We start from the raw sequence: 21,959 nt of genomic DNA, 5'->3' as shown, positions 1-21,959 counted from the left end.
CCGGGCGCGGCGGACGGTCGCGATTGACTATCGCCCTCAGCGGGGCGCGCGCTGACAGAACGCGCAGAAGTGCGATCCGCGGTTCATGAAGCTCTCGCGCACCACCGGCCGGCCGCAGCGCGGGCACGGCTCACCCTGCCTGCCGTAGACGTTGAGCGAGTGCGAGAAGTAGCCCGACGCCCCGTTGACGTTCACGTAGTGCGCGTCGAAGCTGGTGCCACCCTCGGCGAGCGCCTTGCCCAGCACGAGCCGCACCTCGGCGAGCAGGGTCGCGGCTCGCGCGCGGCTGAGCGTCGCCGTCGGCTGCTCGTAGTGCACCCGGGCGCCCCAGAGCGACTCGTCCGCGTAGATGTTGCCGATCCCGCTGATCAGGGTCTGATCGAGCAGCGCGCGCTTGATCGTCGTCTGCTTGCGGGCCAATGCGGCGAAGAAGGCGCGCTCGTCGAACCTCGGATCGAGCGGATCCCGGGCGATGTGCGCGACGTGGCTCGGCACGGTCTGCGCGGCGTCGTCCGGCGTCGGCACGAGACGGTCGAGCGCCATCGAGCCGAAGATGCGCTGGTCGACGAAGTCGACGCGCAGCGGTCCGTGATCCGGATGCTCCACCTCGAGCAGCACGCGGGTCAGCCGGTCGCGCGCCGCCGCCCGCTCGCGCAGCAGCACCTGGCCGCTCATCCCGAGGTGGATGACCAGGGCGTCGTCGTCCGACGGCGCGGCCAGGGGGATCCAGAGGAACTTGCCGCGCCTCCGCGGCACGCTGAGCGTGGCGCCCGTCAGCCGCTCGACGAAGTCCTCGGCCGGGCCGTCGTGCCGGCGCAGGGACCGCTCATCGAGCACCTCGACGCGGGTCACCACGGCACCCGCGACGGCGGGCTCGAGGCCGGCGCGGACGACCTCGACCTCAGGCAGCTCGGGCATCGACGGCGCTCAGCGCCGGGGGCGCTGCAGCACGGCCCACGCGGCGAGCGCCGCAGCCATCTCGGCCTGCTTCTTGCTGCTTCCCTCGCCGGTCGCCACCGCATCCCCGCCCACCAGGACCGTGGCGTTGAATCGCTTGGAGTGATCGGGGCCGCTGTCGGTCACCACGTACTGCGGCAGGCCCTTGCCGACGCGGGTCGAGAGCTCCTGCAGGCTGGTCTTCGGATCCATCGCGGCCCCGAAGCGCTCGGGGTCGTTGAGCAAGGGGTCGATCAGGCGCAGCACCAGGGCGGTCGCGGCATCCGGTCCCACGGAGAGATAGGCGGCGCCGATGAGCGCCTCGACGGCGTCGGCCAGGATGGAGGCCTTCTGCCGACCACCGGTGAGTTCTTCGCCGCGACCGAGCAGCACGTGCGAGCCGAGGTCGATGCCCACCGCGATCTCTGCGAGCGCGACCGACGACACCAGGCTCGCCCGCCGCTTGGCGAGTTCGCCCTCGTCGAGATTCGGATTCTCGGTGTACAGCATGACCGTCACGGCCTGCCCGAGAATCGAGTCGCCGAGGAACTCGAGGCGCTCGTTGTGGGCAAGACCGCCGTTCTCGTAGGCGTACGAGCGATGCGTCAGGGCGAGCTGGAGCAGCTCGGCGTCGATCTCGACCCCGAGGGTCAGCGACAGCTCCGCACGATCGACCGTCACACCGACGGTCGATCTAGCTCCGGACGAACCCGAGGGCGACGTGGCCTGCGCCCGGCTCAGACGTCCGCGACCTTGCGGCCCTTGTACTCCAGGTACAGGGGCGTGCCGGTCGAGTCCTCGACGACCTTCGCGCGGTGCGGAAGGCTGTAGACGGTCTTGCCGTTCTCGATGGTCTTGACGAGCTGCACGGGCGTCGCCTTCCACTGCGAGCGGCGGGCGTGCGTGTTGGCGCGCGACTGCTTGCGCTTGGGAACGGCCATGACTGTCTCTTCTCTATCTGACTCAGGTCTTGCGTCGCCCCGCGCTCAAGCGCCGGGCGGATTCTGGGTGGTTTCCGTGGTGAAGTCCTGCAGTGCCGCCCACCGGGGGTCGAGCACCTCGCGAGGCGTCCGATCCGGCTCGTCCGCCAGTTTCGCCCCGGTTTCCGGGTCGAGACCGGGACAATCCGGCCGGCAGACCGGCTGGAACGGCAGTGCCAGCACCACCGCATCCCGCACAACGGGTTCAAGATCTACGTAGTCATCGTGAACCGCGAAGTCGAACGCTTCATCAGGAGAATACGCGAAAAGCTCCTGGATTTCGACTTCGATCGGCACGGTGACCGGGTCGAGGCATCGGACGCACTCCCCCGTCGCGGCCGTCTGCACATCCGCCGTCACGAGGATGCCGTCGTGCAGACCCTCCAGACGCACGTCGACCGAGATCGGCTCGCCCTGCTGAACGGCGACGACGCCCTCGCCGAGACGCTCCGGGGAGTCGAACTCGAAGGCGTGCTCGCGCATCTCGCCCGGCCGGTGCATGAGGTCATGGACGGGCAGGTCCAGGGGTGAGCTGTGGGAAGACACGAGGGGTGAGTTTACTCGCCCAAGGGGGTCGTCCGCCGACACGGTGTCGGGCCAGGGGCCCCCTCAGATGGCCTCGACGGCGGTGAACGCCTCGTCGTAGATGGTGAGCGCCTTCGCGACCTGCTCGGCCGTCACCGTGCAGGGCGGGACGACGTGGATGCGGTTCTCCGACAGGAAGGGCAGCAGTCCGCGCTTCATGAGCTCCGCCTTCAGCAGGCCGACGGTGGCCGGCGCGACGGGCTCGCGAGTGATCGGGTCGGTCACCAGGTCGAGCGCCCAGAACACCCCGAGACCCCGCACCTCGCCGATCAGCGGATGCCGCGTCGCCAACTCCACGAGCCCGGGGCCGAGCACCTCACGCCCGATCGTCGCGGCGTTCTCGACGATGCCCTCCTCCTCCATCGCGTCGATCGAGGCCACGATCGCCGCCATGGCCAGCGGATGCCCCGAGTAAGTCAGGCCTCCAGGGAACACGTGGTCGTCGAACTCGCGGGCGATCGACTCCGAGATGATCACCCCGCCGGCGGGCACGTAGCCCGAGTTGACCCCCTTGGCGAAGGTGATCAGGTCGGGCACGACGTGCTCGGGGTTGATGGTCTCGTTCTGCCAGGCGAACCAGTCGCCCGTGCGGCCGAACCCCGACATGACCTCGTCGAGGATCAGCAGGATGCCGTACTTGTCGGCGAGCTCGCGCACCCCCGCCAGATACCCGGGCGGCGGCACGAGCACGCCGGCCGTGCCGGGCACGCCTTCGAGGATGATCGCCGCGATCGAGTTCGACCCCTCGGACTGGATGACCCGCTCCAGGTGGTGCAGGGCCCGTGCCGACTCCTCCTCGGGCGTCGTCGACCAGAACTCGGAACGGTACTCGAATGGCCCGAAGAAGTGCACGTGCCCCCGGGCGAACTCGTTGGGCACCCGCCGCCAGTCGCCGGTCGCGACGATCGCCGCCCCCGTGTTGCCGTGGTAGCTGCGGTAGTGGCTCAGGATCTTGTCGCGGCCGGTCGTGAGGCGGGCCAAGCGCATGGCGTTCTCGTTGGCATCCGCTCCCCCGTTCGTGAAGAACACCTTGCCGAACGCCGGTCCCGCCTTGGCGATGATGCGCTTCGCGGCTTCGCCGCGGGTCAGGTTCGCGTGGGCGGGGGCGACCGTCGGCAGGATCGCGGCCTGCTGCTGGATGGCGGCGACGACCTTCGGATGCCCGTGCCCGATGTTGATGTTGACGAGCTGGCTCGAGAAGTCGAGGTAGCGGTTGCCGGCGAAGTCCCAGACCTCGCAGCCGAGGGCTCCGGCGATCACGAACGGATGCAGCGCCGCCTGGGCGCTCCAGGAGTGGAAGACGTGGGCCCGATCGAGTTCGAGGGCGCGGACGCCGTCGGCGGGGTCGAGTTCGGTGGGGTCGATCGGGATGCTGTCGCTCATGATGTTCCTTCGGTGTGGGAAATCCGCGGGGCGCGTGAGTCGGATGACCCCGCGCCCCGCGGGTGGTGCTGTTACTTCCCGCCCTCCGTGAGGGTGACGGTAAGGGGCTTGAACGAGGCGCCGAGCACGTCGACACCCTCGGCCTTGAGCTCCTTGAGGGCTTCGTCGACGTAGCTGTTGCTGTACGCCGACGAGGGCGGGGTCTTGGTGATGATGGTCGAGCCGGTGTCATCCTTGGTTCCGAGAGCGATCTTCACGGTCTGGTTCCACGCCTTCTTCTGGATGACGCCGATGCCGCCGGTCGACGGCCAGATGAGCTTGTTGACCTCGTTGGTCATCCAGAGCTGGTGTCCGGCCGGCAGGGTGGACCCGGCGGCGGCGACGATCTTCGCGGCCTCCTCCGGGTGGTCGCGCGTGTAGATCCAGCCTTCGATCGACGCCTTGATGAACTTGGTGGTGTTGGCCGCGTAGTTCTTGTCGCTCGAGAGCTTGTCGGCGTTGGCCCAGATCGCGTCCTGCAGCATCGCGGTGCCCTCGTCGTTCCAGTTGATGACGTTGAGGTCGCTCGCCTGGTAGAGCTTTCCGGTCTTCGGGTTGACGGTCTCGAGCACCTGCGCGTACTCGTTGTAGGTCATCGCCTGTGCTGCGTCGATGTCACCGGCGAGGAAGCCGTTCATGTCGAAGGCCTGCTGCACGAGCTTGATGCCGGTCGTCGTGTTCACCCCGGCCTTCTGCATCCCGGCGAAGAGCTCCCACTGGTTGCCGTAACCCCAGCTGCCCACCTTCTTGCCCGCGAGGTCGGCGGGCGAGGTGATCCCCTTGTCTTTGAACGAGATCTGCGTCGTGCCGCTTCGCTCGAAGATCTGCGCGACGTCGGTCACGTTGGTGCCCTGCTCGATCGAGCCGAGCACCTTCGGCACCCACGAGATCGCGTAGTCGGCATCCCCCGCGGCGAGCACATCGATCGGGACGGTCGTGGTGCCGGCCGGTTTGATCGTGACGTCGAGGCCCTCCTTCTTGTAGTAGCCCTGCGAGACGGCCGCGTAGTAGCCCGCGAACTGGGCCTGCGGCAGCCACTGCAGCTGCAGCGTGATGGGAGTCAACGCGCCGCTGGAACTGGGGCTGGCGGATGTGCCGCCCCCGCTGGCGCAGCCGCTGAGCACGAGCGCGGTGGCGATGCCGACGGCGCCGAGCCCGAGTCTGATTCGTGAGCTGTGTTTCATGGTGCTTCCTCCTTCGTGGTGCTGTCTGGGTGGGGAACCGGGCCGCACATGGCTGCGACGGCACGTCTCATGCGGATGCGCGATGCCACGTTGCAACGGTCTCCAAGGCCAGGGTCACGCAGTAGAAGACGAGACCGGTGATGATCGCCCCGAGCACGAATGCCCAGGCGAGCGGGTAGTTGCTCGACGAGACCGCCGAGGTGATCGAGGTGCCGAGCCCGTTGATCGGACCGCCGAAGTCCTCGGCGATGAGAGCCGAGATCACGGCGAGCGAGGAGGCGATGCGCACCCCGGTGAAGAAGTACGGCAGCGCCCCCGGCAGCGTGACCGCCCGGGTCGCCTGCCACCGGCTCGCGGCGTACGACCGCATGAGGTCGCGATGGATCGGCGCGACCGTGCGCAGCCCGCGCAGTGAGTTGAAGTAGACGGGGATGAACGACGCGAGCGCCGCGATGAGCACCCGGGTGGTCTGCACGTCGGCCCCGAACATCGTGTAGAGCGCGGGGGCCAGCGAGACGATCGGGATGACGGACGCCGCGGTCACGAGCGGCGCGCTGAGCTCGTCGAGCGCCCGCAGCGACGCCGCGAGCGCCGCCCCTACGACCCCGAGCACGATGCCGATGACGAGCCCGACGAGCGCATTGCCGGCCGTGATGAGCGCCGCCGTGAGCACGAACGGCGCCCTCAGCCCGAACTGGGTGCCGATCGCGATCGGGCCCGGCAGCACGAACGGCTTGATGTCGAGCACCACGACCAGCCCCTGCCACAGCGCGAGCGCGAGCACGCCGAGCAGGATCGGGGCCACGACCCGGACCAGCCGTCGGCTTCCGAACCCTCCCGCCGCGGTGCGCGCGCTCATCGGTCGTCGACCCCTCGTGCGGCCGCGACGCCCCGTGCGTGCAGGGCCTCGCGCACGGCGCTGACCCGCTCGAAGAAGTGGGCGTCTTCGCGCAGCTCGTCGGTGCGGGCGCTCGCCCCGCCGAGGGTGACGTCGACGATGTCGACGATGCGCCCCGGCCGAGGCGACATGACGACGACGCGGTCGGAGAGATAGACCGCCTCGGGGATGGAGTGGGTCACGAACACGACGGCGGCACCGGTCTCGGCGCGCAGCCGTGCGAGTTCGGTCTGCATCCGCTCCCGGGTCATCTCGTCGAGCGCCCCGAACGGTTCGTCCATCAGGAGCAGTCGCGGACTCTCGGCGAGCGAGCGAGCGATGGCGACGCGCTGCTGCATGCCGCCCGAGAGCTGATCCGGATGCCGGTCGCCGAACTCACCGAGTCCGACCAGTTCGATGAGCTCGCTCGCCCGCGCGCGCCGGGCGGCCCGGCCCGCGCCGTGCAGTTCGAGCGGCAGCTCGATGTTCTCGCGCACCGTGCGCCACGGCAGCAGTCCGGCCTGCTGGAAGGCGATGCCGTAGTCCTGGTCGAGACGCGCCTGACGAGCGCTCTTGCCGAACACGGTCACGGTGCCGGTGCTGGCCGAGTCGAGATCGGCGATCAGGCGCAGCAGCGTCGACTTGCCGCATCCGCTCGGGCCGATGAGCGACACGAACTCCCCCGCGGCGATGTCGACACTCACGTCGTCGAGGGCGGTGACCGTCGATCCCCGGCCGCCGGCGAAGACCTTGCCGACTCCGGTGACCGAGACCGCGACCTCGGTCGGGGATCCCATGCTCATGGCGTTCATCCGACGACCTCACTCCTTCGGTACTTGCGCAGGGCCGCGCCGATCACGGCGACCGCTCCGGCGGCCACCAGGCCGACCAGCACGGCCCCGAAGATCGGCGCCCACTGCTTCGCGGGATCGCTGCTGCCGGTCTGTGCGAATTCGATGATCATCCGCCCGACGCCGCCGCTCAGGCCGATCGAGACCTCGGCGACGACCGTGCCGATCACGGCGTTCGCGGCCGCGAGGCGCAGCGCGGGGACCAGGTAGGGCACGCTCGCCGGAACCCGCAGGCGCAGGTAGCTGCGCCACCATCCGACCCCGTAGGCCCGCATGAGGTCGAGATGCGCCTGCTCGGGAGAGGCCAGCCCGCGCAGCGCGCCGATCGACACCGGGAAGAAGGCGAGATAGGAGGCGATGAGGGCCACCGACATCCAGTCCTGCCAGTCGAAGGGGCCCAGGTGCACGAGGGCGCCCCAGCGCTTCACGAGCGGCGCGATCGCGATGAGCGGCACCGTCTGGCTGAGGACGACCCACGGCAGCAGGGCCGACTCGGCGGTGCGGAAGCGCTGCATGACCGTCGCGATCAGAAAGCCGACGACCACGCCGACCAGCCAGCCGATCGCGGCGACGCTCAGAGTGAAGAGCGAGGCCTGCAGCACCGCGACCCAGAGCGGCGGAGACCCCGCGGCGGTCGTGACCGGCTCCAGCGCCCGCTGCAGCATGGTCGACAGGTGCGGCATCGCGGCGTCGCTCGTGCGAGGCAGCACCGTGAGGCCGCCGACGACGACGCCCGTGGCCGGCGCGAGCGCCTTGTAGGCCTCCCAGACCACCCCGAGCAGCACGACGCCGGCGATGCCGAACAGTGTCGCGCGGACTCGTCTCATGCCTTCGCCGTCACCCGGTCCGAGAGGGCCGGGATGACGGTCTCGCCGTAGACGCGGAGGGTCTCCTCCTTGTTGTCGTGCTGCAGGTAGCCGGCGAACTGGTCGACGCCGATCGACTTGAGCTCCTCGAGCCTCTCGATGTGCTGCGCCGAGTTGCCGAGCAGGCAGAACCGGTCGACGATCTCGTCGGGCACGAAGTCGACGTGCTCGTTGCCGGCCTTGCCGTGCGTGTTGTAGTCGTAGCCGGTGCGGCCCTCGATGTAGTCGGTGAGTGCCTTCGGCACGGTGCCGCTCGCCCCGTACTTCTCGACGATGTCGGCGACGTGGTTGCCGACCATGCCCCCGAACCAGCGGCACTGGTTGCGCATGTGGTCCCAGTCGTCGCCGACGTAGAACGGCGCGGCGACGCAGAAGGTGATGGCGTCCGGATCGCGTCCGGCCTTCTCGGCGGCCTCGCGCACCGTGCCGATCATCCACTTCGCGATGTCGACGTCGGCCAGCTGCAGAATGAAGCCGTCGCCGACCTCGCCCGTCAGCTTGAGGGCGAGCGGCCCGTAGGCGGCGACCCAGACCTCGAGTTCGCTGCCGACGCTCCAGGGGAAGCGCAACATCGAGCCGTTGTACTCGACCTCGCGGCTGTTGCCGAGCTCGCGGATGACGTGGATCGCCTCGCGCAGCTCCTTCAACGTGGTCGGCTTGCCGTTGGTGACGCGCACCGCGGAGTCGCCGCGGCCGATGCCCACGACCGTGCGGTTGCCGTACATCTCGTTGAGGGTCGCGAACACGGATGCCGTGACGGTCCAGTCGCGCGTCGCCGGGTTGGTGACGAACGGGCCCACCTTCACCCGCCGCGTCTCGGCGAGGATCTGGCTGTAGATCACGTACGGCTCCTGCCAGAGCAGGTGCGAGTCGAAGGTCCAGACGTGGCTGAAGCCATGCTGTTCGGCGAGCTTGGCGAGCGCGATCGTGCGCGACGCCGGTGGATTGGTCTGAAGAACTGCCCCGAAGTCCATGCTGTGTGTGCTCCGCGATTCCTAGATCAGGTACTGCGACAGGCCGCGCTTGACGAAGCGACCGTCGCCCTTGGCGCCGAGGTAGCGGTTGCCGTCGACGATCACCTTGCCGCGGCTGATGACGGTGTCGACATGACCGTCGATCTCGAAGCCCTCCCAGGCCGAGTGGTCCATGTTCATGTGGTGGGTCTTGCCGACGCCGATGCTGGTGTGGCCGTTCGGGTCGTAGATCACGACGTCCCCGTCGGCCCCCGGCGTGATGACGCCCTTCTTGCCGTACATGCCGAACATGCGGGCCGGGGTCGTGCTGGTCAGCTCGACCCAGCGTTCGAGGCTGAGCTGCCCGGTGACCACGCCCTGGTACATGAGGTCCATGCGGTGCTCGACCGAGCCGATGCCGTTCGGGATCTTGCGGAAGTCGCCGACGCCCAGGTCCTTCTGGCCCTTCATGCAGAACGGGCAGTGGTCGGTCGAGACCATCTGCAGGTCGTTGGTGCGCAGGGCCTGCCACATGTGATCCTGGTGCCCCTCCTCGCGGGAGCGCAGCGGGGTCGAGCACACCCACTTGGCGCCCTCGAAGGCGCCCCACTCGTCGCTCGACGCGCCGAGCTGCTCCTCGAGCGAGAGGTACAGGTACTGCGGACAGGTCTCGCCGAAGACGTTCTTGCCGTTGTCGCGGGCCCAGGCCAACTGCTGGACCGCCTGCTTGGCGCTCACGTGCACGACGTAGAGCGGCGCACGGGTGAGGTCGGCGAGCATGATCGCGCGATGGGTCGCCTCCTCCTCCATCTGCCAGGCGCGGGCGATGCCGTGGTAGTACGGGTCGGTCTTTCCCTGCTCGACGAGCTGCGCCGCGAGCACGTCGATGGCCGGTCCGTTCTCGGCGTGCATCATCGTGAGCAGGCCCAAGTCGGCGGCCTTCTGCATCGCCCGCAGGATCTGGCCGTCATCCGAGTAGAAGACCCCCGGATAGGCCATGAACATCTTGTAGCTCGTGATGCCCTCGGCCGCGAAGCCCTCCATGGCCTTCAGGGAGTCCTCGTCGACGCCGCCCATGATCTGGTGGAAGCCGTAGTCGATCGCGCAGTTGCCCTCGGCCTTGGCATGCCACCGGGCCAGCCCGTCCTGGATGCGGGTTCCGGTGGTCTGCACGGCGAAGTCGATGACGGTCGTCGTGCCGCCCCAGGCCGCAGCCCGGGTACCGGACTCGAAGGTGTCGGAGGCCTCCGTGCCGCCGAACGGCAGCTCGAAATGGGTGTGGGCATCGATGCCGCCGGGGATGACGTACTTGCCGGTCGCGTCGATGACGGTGTCGGCCGACTCGGCGAGATTCGTGCCGAGCAGCACCGATCCGGGCTCGAGCACCCCGACGATCGTCTCGCCGTCGATCAGCACGTCGGCCGCGCCGCGGCCGGTTGCCGAGACGACGGTCCCGCCGGTGATGAGAGTGGTGGCCATGCTGCGCTCCTTGACGACTCGAGAACTGCGGCGTGCGATCCGCCCCGGCCAGCTTGCCGTTACGGCTTCGGGATCGAGGTGTACGACTCGGGGCGACGATCGCGGTAGAACTGCCAGTCGTCGCGCACCTGGCGGATCATGTCCATGTTCAGGTCGCGGATCACGAGCTCCTCGTGCTCCCCGCTCCCGTACTCTCCGATGAGGTTGCCCTGCGGGTCGACGAACTGGCTCTTGCCGTAGAAGGTCACGGCGAGGTCGCCGTACTCGTTGTCTTCGGTTCCGACCCGGTTCGCCGCCGCCACGAAGTAGCCGTTGGCGGCCGCGGCGGCCGGCTGCTCGATCTCCCAGAGGCGGTTGCTCAGGCCCGGCTTCGTGGCGTTCGGGTTGAAGACGATCTGGGCGCCGTTCAGCCCCAGCTCGCGCCAGCCCTCGGGGAAGTGCCGGTCGTAGCAGATGTAGACGCCGATCGGGCCGACCGCGGTCTCGAACACGGGATAGCCGAGGTTGCCGGGACGGAAGTAGAACTTCTCCCAGAAGCGATCGAGGTGCGGGATGTGGTGCTTGCGGTACTTGCCGAGGATCTTGCCGTCGGCATCCACCACGACCGCCGTGTTGTAGTACAGGCCGGGCATGTCCTCCTCGTAGATGGGCAGGACCATCACGAGCTTGAGCTCTTCGGCGAGCTTGGCGAAGCGCTGCACGATGGGGCCGTCGGCCGGCTCGGCGTAGGCATAGTACTTCTTGTCTTCGGTGATCCCGAAGTACGGGCCGTAGAACAACTCCTGGAAGCAGATCACCTCGGCGCCGGCGGCGGCCGCATCACGAGCGAACTGCTCGTGCTTGGCGATCATCGACTCCTTGTCGCCGGTCCACGTGGTCTGAGTGATGGCGGCTCGGACGATCGTCATGTCTGCTCTCCCTCGACAAGTTGCTTTTTGTTATTGTTCGCCGTAAACATTTCACTGACGTTACGCACGATGACAACGGCATTAAACCCGGTCATCCCCCGAATCAGCGAGCCCCGAGCGGACCATGTCGTCGACTTCCGAGACCACACCGGCCGCTCCGCCCGCGGCGCACCCGAGCCTGCGGGTGCTCGGAGTGTACGCGGCGTCCCGCGTGCTGACAACGGCCATCCTCCTCGCCTGCTTCCTGCTCGCGCCCACGCTGCGGCTCCCCTTCGGCAGCGCGCGAGCCGCCACCGGCTTCCTGCACTTCCTGGCTGCCTGGGACGGCACCGCCTACCGTCAGATCGCCCTGCACGGGTACCCCACGACCTTGCCGGTGGATGCGGCGGGGCACGTGCTGCCCAACGCCTGGGCGTTCCTTCCGCTGTACCCCGCCCTGGTGCGCGCGATCATGGCCGCGACCGGCAGCGGCTCAGCCGATTCGTTCGACGTCGTCGCGGTGCTCGTCTCGCTGCTCGCGGGCGCCGGAGCCGCGGTGGTGCTGCATCGACTCCTGCAGCGCACCACCACCCCGCGTGCCGCTCTCTGGGGCACCGTGCTGTTCTGCGTCGGCCCGTTGTCGTTCGTGCTGCAGGTGGCCTACGCGGAGTCGCTCTTCCTTCTGCTGCTGTTCGGCGCGCTCCTGGCCCTGCGGGCCGATCGCCTTCTGCCCTTCACGCTGCTCGCCGTGGCGGCGAGCGCGACGCGGCCCGGCGCGCTCGTGCTGGGGGTCGCGCTCCTCGTGCACTCGGTGATGGGGTGGCGCGACAAGAGGCGTCGCAGCGGGAGGTCACCCGCAGGGTCCCGTGTCGTGTCCGTGCTGCTCAGCGGCGCGACGATCGGAGCGGCGGGGCTCGCCTGGCCGGTGATCGCCGGCGCGGTGACCGGGCATCCCGACGCCTACGTGCAGACCGAACTCGCCTGGTGGACCGGCTACGTCGGCCGGCCAGGGCTCGTGCCGTTCGCCCCGTGGCTGCTCATGGCGACCCGCTACCTCGGGCCGCTCGGGGTCGTCCTCGTCGTGGCGGTCTGGGGGCTCGCCGTCGTGCTGCTGACCCGTCGGGCCGTGCGGGCGCTCGGACCCGAGGTGCTCGGATTCTCGGTCGCCCACCTGGCATACCTGGCCGCCGTCTTCCTGCCGCAGCAGAGTCTTCCGAGGCTGCTTCTCCCCCTTGCGCCCGTGCTCGGGGCCGCTCCGCTCAGCGAGACCCCGCGTCGGCGCGGGCTGCTGCTCGGCATCGCCGTCGCCCTGCAGATCCCGGCCGTCCTCCTGCTCTGGGTGATCGGGTATCCGTGACCCCTTGCTTTTGTTATCCGAGCACGTGAACATTTCAGGATGAGATCCGTGAGCAAGGCGATCGAAGCGCGATCACCGCAGGGCATCGCCAGCGGGATCGCGCGACTGATCACGACGGGAGACCTCGCCCCCGGCGACCGGCTGCCCACGGTGCGCGAACTCGCGATCGACCTCGGCGTGAGTCCGGCCACGGTCAGCCACGCCTGGCAGACCCTCGCCTCGGCGGGGCTCATCACGAGTCGTGGCCGCAGCGGCAGCTTCGTGCGCTCGGTGCCCCGAGAGTGGCTGCCGCGCCGCTACCGCGACCTGGGCGGGGCGCAGGAGGCGCGACTCGATCTCTCGCGCGGCACGCCCGATCCGGAGCTGCTGCCGGCACTCGGCCCGGCCCTCTCGCGGGTCTCGGCTCGAGCGGACACCGCGAGCTACCAGCAGCTGCCCGACATCCCCGAACTGCACGACCTGATGCGGTCGACCTGGCCGTCGCCCGTCGAATCGATCACGGTCACCAACGGTGCCCTCGATGCGATCGATCGCGCCCTCTCGACCATCGCCCGCTTCGGCGACCGTGTCGCGGTCGAGAATCCGACCTTCCCGCCCTTCATGGACCTGTTGGAGCAGTACGGGCTCGAGCCCGTGCCCGTACCTGTCGACGAGCAGGGCATGATGCCCCAGGAGTTCGCCAGGGCCCTCGCCGCCGGCCCCACGATGATCGTGCTGCAGCCGCGCGCGCACAACCCGACGGGTGTGTCGATGTCACCCGGTCGGGCGCAGGAGCTGGCCAGCCTGCTGCATCGCAGTCGCAACGCGGAGCATGCCGTCGTGATCGAGGACGACCACTCGGGCTCGATCAGCTCCGCCCCTGACGTGACCCTCGCCACCTGGCTTCCGGAACGGGTGCTGCACGTGCGCAGCTTCTCGAAGTCGCACGGTCCCGATCTGAGGATCGGCGCCCTCGGCGGTCCGCGCGCGCTCATCGACCGGGTCGTCGCCCGTCGGCTGCTGGGACCGGGCTGGACCTCGCGGATGATGCAGGCGATCCTCTACGAGCTGCTCACCGACCCCGACTCGGTCGCCCAGGTCGAGGCCGCGCGCGACCGCTACGCCGAGCGGCAGCGCGAACTGGCGGCCGCGGTCCGCCTGCAGGGCGCGAGCCTGCGTCCCGGCGACGGGGTCAACGCCTGGTTGCGGGTCAACGACGAGCGCTCCGCCATGGTGCAGCTCGCGGCATCCGGCATCCGTGTCGCGCCCGGGGCGCCGTTTCAGCTCGGCGAGCCCGGCGGGTTCGTGCGGGTCACCGTCGGCATGGTGCGCGACGACATCGCGACGGTCGGGGCGGCGCTGGCGGCGGCCGCGCGCGCCTGATCGGCTCGACGGCCCTAGTGTGGCGAGCATGAAGGTCGTCGTGCTGGCCGGCGGGGTCGGCGGTTCCCGGTTTCTGCGCGGAGTACGCGCTCGGCTGCGGCAGGAGCTGCCCGACGGCTCCGGAGGCACGACCGCCCAGCTCACCGCGGTCGTCAACACGGGTGACGACCTCTGGCTCGCGGGCCTGCGGATCACGCCGGACCTCGACACGATCCTGTACACGCTCGCCGGGATCAACGACACGGACCGCGGCTGGGGTCGGGTCGGCGACACCGAGCGGGTCTCGGCCGAGCTCGCCGAATGGGGGGTCGGGCATCCCTGGTTCACGCTCGGCGACCTGGATCTCGCGGCCTCCATCGCCCGCACGGCCTGGCTACGCGAAGGTATCCCGTTGCACGAGGTCGCAACCCGGCTACAGGCGCGCTGGCCGCTCGGTCTGCGGCTGCTGCCGGCTACCGACGACGAGGTCGAGACGCATGTCGTGGTCGACGACCCCGACCATCCGGGGAGGCGGCGCGAGCTGCACTTTCAGGAGTGGTGGACCCGTTATCGGGCATCCCTGGCGGCCCGCGCGTTCGTCCAGGACTGCGTCGACGCCGCGGCACCCGCACCGGGCGTGCTCGAGGCGCTGGCCGACGCCGACGTCGTGCTGCTCGCCCCGTCGAATCCGGTCGTCTCGATCGGCACGATCCTCGGGATCCCGGGACTGCGCGACGCGGTGCGGGCCACCGCCGCTCCCGTCGTCGGAATCTCGCCGATCATCGGCGGCGCGGTGGTGCGCGGCATGGCCGACGCCTGCCTGACGGCGATCGGAGTGTCGACGGATGCCGCGGCGGTCGCCCGTCACTACGGGCGTCGCTCCGACGACGCGGTGCCGGGCGGCGGTCTGCTCGACGGCTGGCTGGTCGACGAGGTCGACGCGGCCGGCGCCGACGCGCTCACGAGGGACGGCATCCGGACCCGGGCGGTGCCGCTCTGGCTGCGCGACGAGGCCTCGAGTGCGGCGGTCGCCGCGGCGGCTCTCGATCTCGCGGCCGAACTCGCTCGCCGCTAGCCCCGCCCCTCTTCCGCGGCTCGGGCCGCGGTGCTCGTGGCCGGGCCGAGCCCCAGGGCGGTCGCGACCGCCAGCTGCTCCACAGTGTCGACGTCGACCTCGATCGTGCTCGCCGGTCTCGGAGTCAGTGGCGCGAGCCCGAGTTCGCGGTGACGGCGCGCGGATCCGTCGCCGAACGCGGTGATCAGGGGCGCCTCCAGGGCGGTCACGAGCGTCGTGCCGACGCCCTCCCGGTCGGCGACGAAGGCGCGCGGATGCGCGGCGGCGAGAGTGAGGGCCTCGGCGAGATCGGCCGGGCGCAGGGCCGGCAGGTCGCCGAGCAGCGCGGCGAGCGGTCCGCCTGCCGCGAGGCTCGCCCCCGCACGCACGGCCGCGTCGATGCCGGCGGGCGCGGTCTCTGCGACGACCTCGGCATCGGGCGGCCGGAATGCCGGGTCCGCCGTGACGACGATCACGCGGCTCACGAGCGGGCACGCCACCGCCGCCGCGACGGTGTCGAGCGCGATCGCGCGCGCCAGCTGCGGGCCGAGACCCAGCCGCGACTTCGCCATCGCCGCGGGTTTGACGGGCACCACCACGGTCCATTGCATGTCACCAGTCTGCGGGTTCGCCGGCCTCGGCGACGTCAGGGACCCCGGGCTCGTCCGCTCCTGATCGACCGTCGCCCGAGCTGATTCGACCTCAGGCGTCGGGGTCGAAACGCACGCGCGCCAGCAGGGATGCCGGCAGGAACACGGCGCGGAGCCGCTCGCGCGGCGCGACCGACCCCGCGATCGCGCGCCGGATCGCGCGCAGCTCGTGAAGGCGCAGCGGGGCGGCATCCGGACGGCCGTATGCGGACGACTCGACCCGACCGCGGAAACCCGCAATGCGGTCGCCGTCCTCGGCCAGCACCATCGACAACCGCGCCGCGAACTCGCGCGCCGTCTCGGTGTCGGGAGCCAGCCAGCCGTGATCGCGCGCCGTGTCCCGCACCTCGGCCCAGGCGTTCGCGGCGGGATCCCGTCCGTCGGCGATCGCCCTCTCGCGCCGCCAGCGCACGACCGTACGCGCGGCAGCTGGGGTGAGCGCCCCGGCCAGCAGGATCCCGAGCAGCGAGAGCAGCACGATCGGAACCGGGTCGACGCCACCGCGGGCGGCACCTGTCGAGGTGGAGCCGGCCTGATCGGTCGGCAGATCGCGACCGGCCGCCGAGGACGGCACAGGACTCGCGCTGGGCTCGCTCGTCGCCGCGGCCGTGCCGGAGTCGGTCGGCTGCTGATCCACAGCCGCCGGATCCGAGTAGTCGGGCAGCTCGCCGCGTCCGGGAGTCGGCTCGAAGCGCAGCCAACCGATCCCCGCGAAGTACAGTTCCGGCCAGGCGTGCAGGTCGTGCGTGCTGACCGTGAAGACCGTCGTCCCGTCCTGCAGGGACGGCTGGCCGGGCTGGAACCCGACCGCGACCCGCGAGGGGATGCCGAGCGCGCGCGCCATGATGGCCATCGCCGAGGCGAAGTGGACGCAGTAGCCCGCCTTCTTCTGCAGGAACTCGGCGACGACATCCGCGCCGGTGCCGTCGTAGCCCTGGGCCACCGGTGCCGTCGTCGAGTAGGTGAACAGCGAGCTGCGGAAGTAGTCCTGCAGCGCCAGCGCCTTGTCGTAGTTGGTGCCGGCCGAACCGGCCACCTGCTGCGCCGTGTCGCGGATGATCTGCGGCAGCTCGGCCGGCAGGGACAGGTACGACTTCGACACGTCCGCGCTCGTGTTCGCCGCCCGCAGTTGCGCGAGATCCGGCTTCACTGCGAGGAAGTCGACGGTGTACTTCTGTCCTCCGACGTTGCTGTCGGCGCTGCGCACCGAGAGCCCCTCCGGTTCCCAGAACCAGTTGCCGTCGGCCCCGCTGACCTTGCTGGCGGGATACGGCACGGGCAGCCAGCGCCCCTGGATGCCGCCGACCTCGACCGAGGCGCTGACCCGCTTGCGCGCGACCGCACTCGTCAGCCCGGCCGGTTCCGGGAACCTCGCGATGCTGTTCCTCGTCGTCGGGGCGATCAGCGTGGGCGACCAGCTGCGCCCGTCGAAGTCGTCGAGGGTCGCGAGGCGCAGGTACATGCCCTGATCGGTGCTCGTGGTGTAAGTAACCGCGGTGACCGGGGCGCCCCGCCGCAGGTCGTCGCCGAGGTTGATGAGCGGATTGACGCCGGTGGCCACTCCCCCGCTCGCCGTCTGATCGGCCGACTGCTCGACCGACGGGAGGACGGAGGGGACCAGGAACGACCCGAGCACGATGACAGCGCCGAGCACGATCACGCTCGGAGCGCTCGTGCGGCGGCGTCCGATCCGGAGCAGCGCCAGGTAGCCGACCCCCGCGAGCACGTACCAGAGCGCGTCGGCGATGTCGGGATGCACCGCGACCGGGACGACCAGCAGGGTCAGGATCGGCAACGCGGTCAGGGCAGGCGCGATCCGCAACGTCAGATCGCCGACGAGGGCCAGGACTACGCAGGAACTCGCGATCAGGAAGACGATGCTCACCTCGGGCGACGCCGGGATCGTCTGCACCGCGATCTCGCCCCAGGCCTCGCTGGTCAGTCGACCGAACCGCGCGAGGGTCTCAGGACTCGGGATGATGCCCAGCAGAGCCGTGTCGGCCGCGTAGCCGACGGTGAGCCCCACCAGCCCGACGGCCGCCCCCGCGACGGTCGGAAGCCATGCGGGACGGCTGAACTGGCGCACGAGCGTCGTGGTGACCAGCACCAGCAGGATGAAGAGGGCGCCGACGATCCACCACGAGACCTCGCTCAGGACGACGTGAAACCCCGCGAGGGCGAGCAGCATGGTGACCGCGAGCAGCAGCATGCGGCGCCAGGCGTACTCGCGGATCGGCAGAGGGCCCCGCGACCGCGCGGGCTCGGTCGGTGCGGTCCGTCCGGTCGGGACGGTTCGCCCCGCCGGGGATGCGGGACGTCGCAGTTCAGTGAGTGCCACGGACGTACCCCGCCTCCGTCGACGCGGCGACCCACGCGGCGCCCAGGTCGTCCCAGGTGTGCACCGGGATGCACAGCCAGCCGGCGCCGCTCAGCCGATCGACGACGCGCGGGCGCGGCTCCACGAGAAACGCGACGCCGACGTCACCGGCGCGCCGGAGCCGGGTGAGCCAGTCGACGGTCGTCTCCTCGGGGTCGCCGAGCACCGCGAAGACCGGACCGGCCGCGTCGACGACGTGCGTCCGGTCGAGACGTTCGGGGCCGACATCCACGAGCCTCACGCCGGCGAGGCTCGTAAGAAAACCCTCGCGCCGTCCGCCGTCCCAGCGTTCGCCGAGCTGGTCGATCTGCGGCGACGCCGTCTCGAGGATCGAGACGCTGAATCCTGCGGCGTCGAGGTGCACGCCGAGGGAGGCCAGCATCCGCACCGTCCACTCGAAGGCGTCACTCGTCGAGATCGGATGCCACGGGTCGGCGTCGTCGATCAGCGCATCCGGGTAGCCGGCGAGCCGGGTGTCGAGCACGATGCGGGCATCGGGATGACTGCGGTGCTCCTCCTGGCGCACCATCAGCTCGCCGCGCCGGGCCGACGCCCGCCAGTGCACCCGGCGGAGCGCATCGCCCGTGCGGTACTCGCGGGTCGTCAGGTCGTCGTCGTTGCCCGTGACCCGGCGCTGCACGAGCTGCGCCGTGCCCTCACCGTCGGCCAGGTTCGGGCCGCCGGGCGGCAGGTCGACGAGAGCGGGGACCACCACGAGGCGATCCGAGCTTCCGACGGCGAGCGTCGACCGGGCCATGCCGAACGGGTCCTCGTGCTCGACGACGAGCGGGCCGATCTCGTAGAGACCGCGACGGGGCGGATGCAGCTCGTACCCGGTCGTCACCACCCGGCGACGGCTCTGCCCGCCGCCGACCGGCAGCAGTTCGTTGGGCGACGAGGACTCCCGCCACGGGATCGCGTCGTTCCAGACCAGGTGCGGGCTGGGGCCTGCCGCGAGGTTCCGGATGCGCAGGGTCACCTGCACGGTATTCCCGGCGGCTACCACGGGGGGTGAGAACAGGCGGATCACCTCGAACCGCGGCCGCCGGATCCGGACGACGAGCAGCCCGGTTCCGACCAGCAGCAGCGCGGCACCGGCGGCCACGAGGATCTCGCGGCGACCGGTGCTGTACGCGACGACGAAGGCGAGCAGCCCGATCAGGATCGCGGCGATCCCGCGGGCGCTGGGTCGCAGATGCTGGGCTTTCTTCAGCGGGTCGCGCGCGCCCGCGCGACGGCCGGAGTCGTCACCGTCCCCGCCCCGTGTCTGGCCACGCGGAGCGCGGCGGACCGCGGCGGCCGCGCGCTCGCGCAACTCGGCCTGGCGGCGTCGGACGCGACGATCGTTCATGGGGCGGCGTTCATGCGACGGCGTTCATGCGGCGATCCGTCACGCGGGGCCGGCTGCTCCCAGCGGAACCGGGGTCGACGCGACGATCCTGGCGGTGATGTCGGCGAGCGCTTCGCCGCCGAAGGGGTTCGCGCCGACCGAGGTGCGCACCGCCATGAGCCGGTGGGCGAGCACCGGGACGGCCAGAGCATCCACGTCGTCGGGGAGCACGAAGTCGCGTCCGTCGAGCGCGGCCCGCGCCTTCGCGGCCCGGACGAGCTGCAGGGTCGCGCGCGGACTCGCCCCGAGCCGCAGCTCGCGGTCGACGCGGGTCGCGGCGGCGATCGCCACCGCGTAGTGCTCCACGGCGGCGCTGACGTACACCTGACGCACCGTCGCGACCATCTGTGCGAGCCGGGTCAGCGTCACGACGGGCAGCAGCGCGTCGAGCGGGCTGCCGGTCTCGCGGGTGCGCAGCATCGCCGCCTCGTTGGCGGCATCCGGATATCCCATCGAGATGCGCGCCATGAACCGATCGCGCTGCGCTTCGGGGAGGGCGTAGGTGCCCTCCATCTCGATCGGATTCTGGGTCGCGATCACCGTGAACGGGGACGGCAGCGGGTAGGTGTTGCCGTCGACCGTGACCTGGCGCTCCTCCATGCTCTCGAGCAGAGCCGACTGCGTCTTCGGGGAGGCGCGGTTGATCTCGTCGCCGATGACGATGTTCGCGAAGACCGGCCCGGGCTTGAACTCGAACTCGCGCTCGCCCTGGTTGTAGACCGAGACGCCCGTGATGTCGGCCGGAAGCAGGTCGGGAGTGAACTGGATGCGCGACACCGAGCAGTCGACGCTGCGCGCGAGAGCCCGCGCGAGCATCGTCTTGCCGACGCCCGGGACGTCTTCGACGAGCAGGTGGCCCTCGGCCAGCAGCACGGTGAGCGCGATCTCGACGGCCTCCCGTTTGCCGTCGATGACGGTCTCGACGGCGGCCATGACGGCCCGGCTGTCGAGCAGGAATTCCGCGATCGGCAGCGCGTCGCCACGTGATCCGAACTCACCCGCGCTCTCGCCGGTCGGGGAACCGAGAGGCTGGGAGCCGGGGGCCGGCGAGTAAGCATCCATCAGCTTCAGTCTGTCACTCGTGGGGAAAACGGCAAGAGGCGCATGACCGAGACACGGTGCGCGCGACCCCTCGGTTCACGAAGGGCGCCACGAAGGCGGCGAGAAGAGCCGTGCGACGGCTACAGGCCCAGCTTGCCGCGGAGGCGTTCCAGGGTGCCCGGCTTCGGGGGGTCGGTGCGCGCCGCATCGGGCGCTGCGGCGGCGTCGGCGGGCGCGGTCTCGACGCGGGACGGCTCGGCGGCGGCCGCCGGCCCGGGCTGGGCCGCCGCTGCCGGCATTGCCGCGCCGCTGGATGCGGTGAGGATACCCACGAGGGAATAGCCGTTGATGACCGTGCGGGCATCGGCCAGCGGCACCCGGGCCGCGACCGCCAACTCGTCGGCGTTCGCGTAGGCGTTGCCGAGGATCGCGGTCATGCGCACCACGTCGAGCCCGATCGGGAGCGGACGCAGATTGGGGAAGCGCACGAGGTGATACCGCTCGCTGGGCGCCAGCCACGGCGCCGGCTCGTCGGGGAACGCCCGCGTGCCGATCAACCAGAGCAGCGGATCGAGGTCGTATTCGACGGCGTCGGCGGGGGCCGGCACTCCGGTCTCGACCAGGATCGCGACCGAGTCGACCGGGAGCGCGTCCAGGGGGATGTCTCCCGTGAAGCAGTGCCTGGCGAAGTTCAAGGTCAGCGCACCACGGTCGGCGACCCGCAGCCGGAGGATCAGGGGCACGGGCATCCGCCGTGCCGCGAGGACCGCGGATGCCGCGGCCACCCAGCCGCGCACCGCGGGCGGCAGCGAGGAAGCGGATCGAGTCGGGTCGCCCGGCATCGCGCCGGTGGCAGCAGGCGTCGTCGCAGCCTCCATCGTCGCCCCCCAGCTCAGTGCGCCGGTCGTCGTCAGTCTGATCCGTGCAAATTCAATCTAACGATAGAGCCGGATCGCTCGCCGCACCCCGAACGGGTGTCGGCGCGTGGCTCCCGGTCAGTCGCCCTCGCGCAGTTCCCAGGGGATCTCGCCCTCGACCAGCTCGACGTGCTCCTTCGGGGGTTCGCCGAACGGAATCGGGTAGGCGTACGGCGGTGCCATCATCGGGCGGCTCATGGGCGGCGGCTCGACGCGAGGGCTGAGGTGCTCGATCAAGGCATCCGCGTCATCCGCGCTCTTGTCGCCTCGGTCCTTGGCAGCCACGGCACGAGCTTATGCGCGCAAGCTGAATGGACTTCGTGCCACGCGATTCAGGTGCGGTCGGCGTACGAGGCGGTGCGTTCGAGCTGGCCTGCCGAGTTGTAGTGCTTCCAGATGCCGGAACGCTTACCGTGCACCCATTCGCCCTCGTCCATCACGGCGCCGGTGGCGTGCCAACGACGCCAGAGACCGTGCTGCTCGCCGTCGACGAAGGCGCCCTTCTGCATCAACTCGCCGTTCTCGCGCCACCAGGTCCACTCTCCGGTGAACAGTCCCTTCTCGAACTGACCCTCGGCCTTCTTCTGGCCGTTGCGATACCAGTACTCGCAGGTGCCCGACTTCTTGCCGTGCTTGTAGTGCTCGATCGCGCTGAGCGTGCCGTCCTTGAAGAGGATCTTGCGCTCACCGTCCTGCGGGGGCTTAGCCATCAGCCCAGTCTGCCTCCTGCCGCCCTCGGTTTCTCCCCGAATCGACCTTCGGAGGCGGTCGACGGGTCGATTCGGGGCGTTTCGACGGGGTGGGGGGCGGGG

At 70.3% G+C, this 21,959-nt stretch carries 22 protein-coding genes; 3 read left to right on the top strand and 19 right to left on the bottom strand.

Annotation, left to right across the window (positions count from 1 at the left end; genetic code table 11):
• Window positions 1-36: 36 nt before the first annotated feature.
• The 12 genes from mutM to ACFPJ4_RS14970 form a co-directional block, all read right to left on the bottom strand.
• Window positions 37-918, bottom strand: coding sequence for a bifunctional DNA-formamidopyrimidine glycosylase/DNA-(apurinic or apyrimidinic site) lyase (gene mutM, locus ACFPJ4_RS15025; RefSeq protein ID WP_386741290.1), 882 nt, complete (start codon window positions 916-918; stop codon window positions 37-39).
• Between the two features lie 9 nt (window positions 919-927).
• Window positions 928-1,617 carry a ribonuclease III gene (gene rnc, locus ACFPJ4_RS15020; protein ID WP_386741289.1) on the bottom strand — a complete coding sequence of 230 codons (690 nt, stop codon included), beginning with the start codon at window positions 1,615-1,617 and terminating at the stop codon, window positions 928-930.
• 56 nt (window positions 1,618-1,673) lie between these two features.
• Window positions 1,674-1,877: a 50S ribosomal protein L32 gene (gene rpmF / locus ACFPJ4_RS15015; protein ID WP_386741288.1), complete on the bottom strand. Its 204-nt coding sequence runs from the start codon at window positions 1,875-1,877 to the stop codon at window positions 1,674-1,676.
• A gap of 45 nt (window positions 1,878-1,922) precedes the next feature.
• Window positions 1,923-2,462 (bottom strand): YceD family protein, encoded by a 540-nt coding sequence (locus tag ACFPJ4_RS15010; protein ID WP_386741287.1) that lies wholly within the window; start codon window positions 2,460-2,462, stop codon window positions 1,923-1,925.
• A 63-nt stretch (window positions 2,463-2,525) separates the two neighbouring features.
• Entirely contained in the window at window positions 2,526-3,884 is a 1,359-nt protein-coding gene (locus ACFPJ4_RS15005) for an aspartate aminotransferase family protein (RefSeq protein ID WP_386741286.1), read from the bottom strand.
• Between the two features lie 71 nt (window positions 3,885-3,955).
• The gene (locus ACFPJ4_RS15000; RefSeq protein ID WP_386741285.1) at window positions 3,956-5,107 is read right to left on the bottom strand and encodes an ABC transporter substrate-binding protein; all 1,152 of its coding nucleotides are present in this window, start codon (window positions 5,105-5,107) and stop codon (window positions 3,956-3,958) included.
• A gap of 67 nt (window positions 5,108-5,174) precedes the next feature.
• Window positions 5,175-5,966, bottom strand: a complete 792-nt coding sequence (locus ACFPJ4_RS14995; protein WP_386741283.1) for an ABC transporter permease — start codon at window positions 5,964-5,966, stop codon at window positions 5,175-5,177.
• Entirely contained in the window at window positions 5,963-6,787 is an 825-nt protein-coding gene (locus ACFPJ4_RS14990) for an ABC transporter ATP-binding protein (protein WP_386741282.1), read from the bottom strand. Before ACFPJ4_RS14990 ends, ACFPJ4_RS14995 begins: the two co-directional genes overlap by 4 nt.
• Before the next feature lie 5 nt (window positions 6,788-6,792).
• Complete coding sequence (locus tag ACFPJ4_RS14985) at window positions 6,793-7,662, bottom strand: ABC transporter permease (protein ID WP_386741281.1); 870 nt, start codon at window positions 7,660-7,662, stop codon at window positions 6,793-6,795.
• The gene (locus ACFPJ4_RS14980) at window positions 7,659-8,675 is read right to left on the bottom strand and encodes a TIGR03842 family LLM class F420-dependent oxidoreductase (RefSeq protein ID WP_386741280.1); all 1,017 of its coding nucleotides are present in this window, start codon (window positions 8,673-8,675) and stop codon (window positions 7,659-7,661) included. Before ACFPJ4_RS14980 ends, ACFPJ4_RS14985 begins: the two co-directional genes overlap by 4 nt.
• 21 nt (window positions 8,676-8,696) lie before the next feature.
• Window positions 8,697-10,133 carry a dihydropyrimidinase gene (gene hydA / locus ACFPJ4_RS14975; RefSeq protein WP_386741278.1) on the bottom strand — a complete coding sequence of 479 codons (1,437 nt, stop codon included), beginning with the start codon at window positions 10,131-10,133 and terminating at the stop codon, window positions 8,697-8,699.
• 59 nt (window positions 10,134-10,192) lie between these two features.
• Entirely contained in the window at window positions 10,193-11,041 is an 849-nt protein-coding gene (locus ACFPJ4_RS14970) for a nitrilase-related carbon-nitrogen hydrolase (protein WP_386741277.1), read from the bottom strand.
• A gap of 124 nt (window positions 11,042-11,165) precedes the next feature.
• On the opposite strand from ACFPJ4_RS14970, the gene ACFPJ4_RS14965 reads away from it, so the two are divergent.
• From ACFPJ4_RS14965 to cofD, 3 genes are read left to right on the top strand one after another with little or no spacing between them, the layout of a single operon-like run.
• The gene (locus ACFPJ4_RS14965) at window positions 11,166-12,377 is read left to right on the top strand and encodes a mannosyltransferase family protein (RefSeq protein ID WP_386741276.1); all 1,212 of its coding nucleotides are present in this window, start codon (window positions 11,166-11,168) and stop codon (window positions 12,375-12,377) included.
• Between the two features lie 39 nt (window positions 12,378-12,416).
• The gene (locus ACFPJ4_RS14960; RefSeq protein WP_386741275.1) at window positions 12,417-13,739 is read left to right on the top strand and encodes an aminotransferase-like domain-containing protein; all 1,323 of its coding nucleotides are present in this window, start codon (window positions 12,417-12,419) and stop codon (window positions 13,737-13,739) included.
• A gap of 28 nt (window positions 13,740-13,767) precedes the next feature.
• Window positions 13,768-14,793, top strand: coding sequence for a 2-phospho-L-lactate transferase (cofD, locus tag ACFPJ4_RS14955; protein WP_386741273.1), 1,026 nt, complete (start codon window positions 13,768-13,770; stop codon window positions 14,791-14,793).
• On the opposite strand, the gene cofC is transcribed toward cofD, so the two are convergent.
• The 7 genes from cofC to ACFPJ4_RS14920 form a co-directional block, all read right to left on the bottom strand.
• Window positions 14,790-15,383, bottom strand: a complete 594-nt coding sequence (gene cofC, locus ACFPJ4_RS14950; RefSeq protein ID WP_386741272.1) for a 2-phospho-L-lactate guanylyltransferase — start codon at window positions 15,381-15,383, stop codon at window positions 14,790-14,792. The two genes, cofD and cofC, sit on opposite strands and share 4 nt — an antisense overlap.
• A gap of 91 nt (window positions 15,384-15,474) precedes the next feature.
• Window positions 15,475-17,760: a transglutaminase TgpA family protein gene (locus ACFPJ4_RS14945; protein ID WP_386741269.1), complete on the bottom strand. Its 2,286-nt coding sequence runs from the start codon at window positions 17,758-17,760 to the stop codon at window positions 15,475-15,477.
• A complete protein-coding gene (locus ACFPJ4_RS14940) occupies window positions 17,747-19,150 on the bottom strand; it encodes a DUF58 domain-containing protein (RefSeq protein WP_386741268.1) in 1,404 nt (467 codons plus the stop codon). The genes ACFPJ4_RS14945 and ACFPJ4_RS14940 overlap by 14 nt, the downstream gene beginning before the upstream one ends.
• A gap of 39 nt (window positions 19,151-19,189) precedes the next feature.
• Window positions 19,190-20,251 (bottom strand): AAA family ATPase, encoded by a 1,062-nt coding sequence (locus tag ACFPJ4_RS14935; RefSeq protein WP_386741267.1) that lies wholly within the window; start codon window positions 20,249-20,251, stop codon window positions 19,190-19,192.
• Between the two features lie 119 nt (window positions 20,252-20,370).
• Entirely contained in the window at window positions 20,371-21,108 is a 738-nt protein-coding gene (locus ACFPJ4_RS14930) for a hypothetical protein (RefSeq protein ID WP_386741265.1), read from the bottom strand.
• Window positions 21,109-21,225: 117 nt separating this feature from the next.
• Window positions 21,226-21,432 carry a hypothetical protein gene (locus ACFPJ4_RS14925; protein WP_386741264.1) on the bottom strand — a complete coding sequence of 69 codons (207 nt, stop codon included), beginning with the start codon at window positions 21,430-21,432 and terminating at the stop codon, window positions 21,226-21,228.
• Window positions 21,433-21,479: 47 nt separating this feature from the next.
• Window positions 21,480-21,857: a toxin-antitoxin system YwqK family antitoxin gene (locus tag ACFPJ4_RS14920; protein ID WP_386741263.1), complete on the bottom strand. Its 378-nt coding sequence runs from the start codon at window positions 21,855-21,857 to the stop codon at window positions 21,480-21,482.
• Window positions 21,858-21,959: the final 102 nt, after the last annotated feature.

Origin of the sequence: Lysinimonas soli (assembly GCF_042655435.1) — a bacterium.
Lineage (GTDB): Bacteria > Actinomycetota > Actinomycetes > Actinomycetales > Microbacteriaceae > Lysinimonas > Lysinimonas soli.
Note: the sequence above shows the minus strand (reverse complement) of the source record. Positions and strands in the feature narration are given on the sequence as shown.

Excerpts from the sequence above, each read along its gene's own strand:
- mutM (WP_386741290.1), bottom strand. The coding sequence starts at position 918 with ATGCCCGAGCTGCCTGAGGTCGAGGTCGTCCGCGCCGGCCTCGAGCCC.
- rpmF (WP_386741288.1), bottom strand. The coding sequence starts at position 1,877 with ATGGCCGTTCCCAAGCGCAAGCAGTCGCGCGCCAACACGCACGCCCGC.
- ACFPJ4_RS15005 (WP_386741286.1), bottom strand. The coding sequence starts at position 3,884 with ATGAGCGACAGCATCCCGATCGACCCCACCGAACTCGACCCCGCCGAC.
- ACFPJ4_RS15000 (WP_386741285.1), bottom strand. The coding sequence starts at position 5,107 with ATGAAACACAGCTCACGAATCAGACTCGGGCTCGGCGCCGTCGGCATC.
- ACFPJ4_RS14995 (WP_386741283.1), bottom strand. The coding sequence starts at position 5,966 with ATGAGCGCGCGCACCGCGGCGGGAGGGTTCGGAAGCCGACGGCTGGTC.
- ACFPJ4_RS14990 (WP_386741282.1), bottom strand. The coding sequence starts at position 6,787 with ATGAGCATGGGATCCCCGACCGAGGTCGCGGTCTCGGTCACCGGAGTC.
- ACFPJ4_RS14985 (WP_386741281.1), bottom strand. The coding sequence starts at position 7,662 with ATGAGACGAGTCCGCGCGACACTGTTCGGCATCGCCGGCGTCGTGCTG.
- ACFPJ4_RS14980 (WP_386741280.1), bottom strand. The coding sequence starts at position 8,675 with ATGGACTTCGGGGCAGTTCTTCAGACCAATCCACCGGCGTCGCGCACG.
- hydA (WP_386741278.1), bottom strand. The coding sequence starts at position 10,133 with ATGGCCACCACTCTCATCACCGGCGGGACCGTCGTCTCGGCAACCGGC.
- ACFPJ4_RS14970 (WP_386741277.1), bottom strand. The coding sequence starts at position 11,041 with ATGACGATCGTCCGAGCCGCCATCACTCAGACCACGTGGACCGGCGAC.
- ACFPJ4_RS14965 (WP_386741276.1), top strand. The coding sequence starts at position 11,166 with ATGTCGTCGACTTCCGAGACCACACCGGCCGCTCCGCCCGCGGCGCAC.
- ACFPJ4_RS14960 (WP_386741275.1), top strand. The coding sequence starts at position 12,417 with ATGAGATCCGTGAGCAAGGCGATCGAAGCGCGATCACCGCAGGGCATC.
- cofD (WP_386741273.1), top strand. The coding sequence starts at position 13,768 with ATGAAGGTCGTCGTGCTGGCCGGCGGGGTCGGCGGTTCCCGGTTTCTG.
- cofC (WP_386741272.1), bottom strand. The coding sequence starts at position 15,383 with ATGCAATGGACCGTGGTGGTGCCCGTCAAACCCGCGGCGATGGCGAAG.
- ACFPJ4_RS14940 (WP_386741268.1), bottom strand. The coding sequence starts at position 19,150 with ATGAACGATCGTCGCGTCCGACGCCGCCAGGCCGAGTTGCGCGAGCGC.
- ACFPJ4_RS14935 (WP_386741267.1), bottom strand. The coding sequence starts at position 20,251 with ATGGATGCTTACTCGCCGGCCCCCGGCTCCCAGCCTCTCGGTTCCCCG.
- ACFPJ4_RS14930 (WP_386741265.1), bottom strand. The coding sequence starts at position 21,108 with ATGGAGGCTGCGACGACGCCTGCTGCCACCGGCGCGATGCCGGGCGAC.
- ACFPJ4_RS14920 (WP_386741263.1), bottom strand. The coding sequence starts at position 21,857 with ATGGCTAAGCCCCCGCAGGACGGTGAGCGCAAGATCCTCTTCAAGGAC.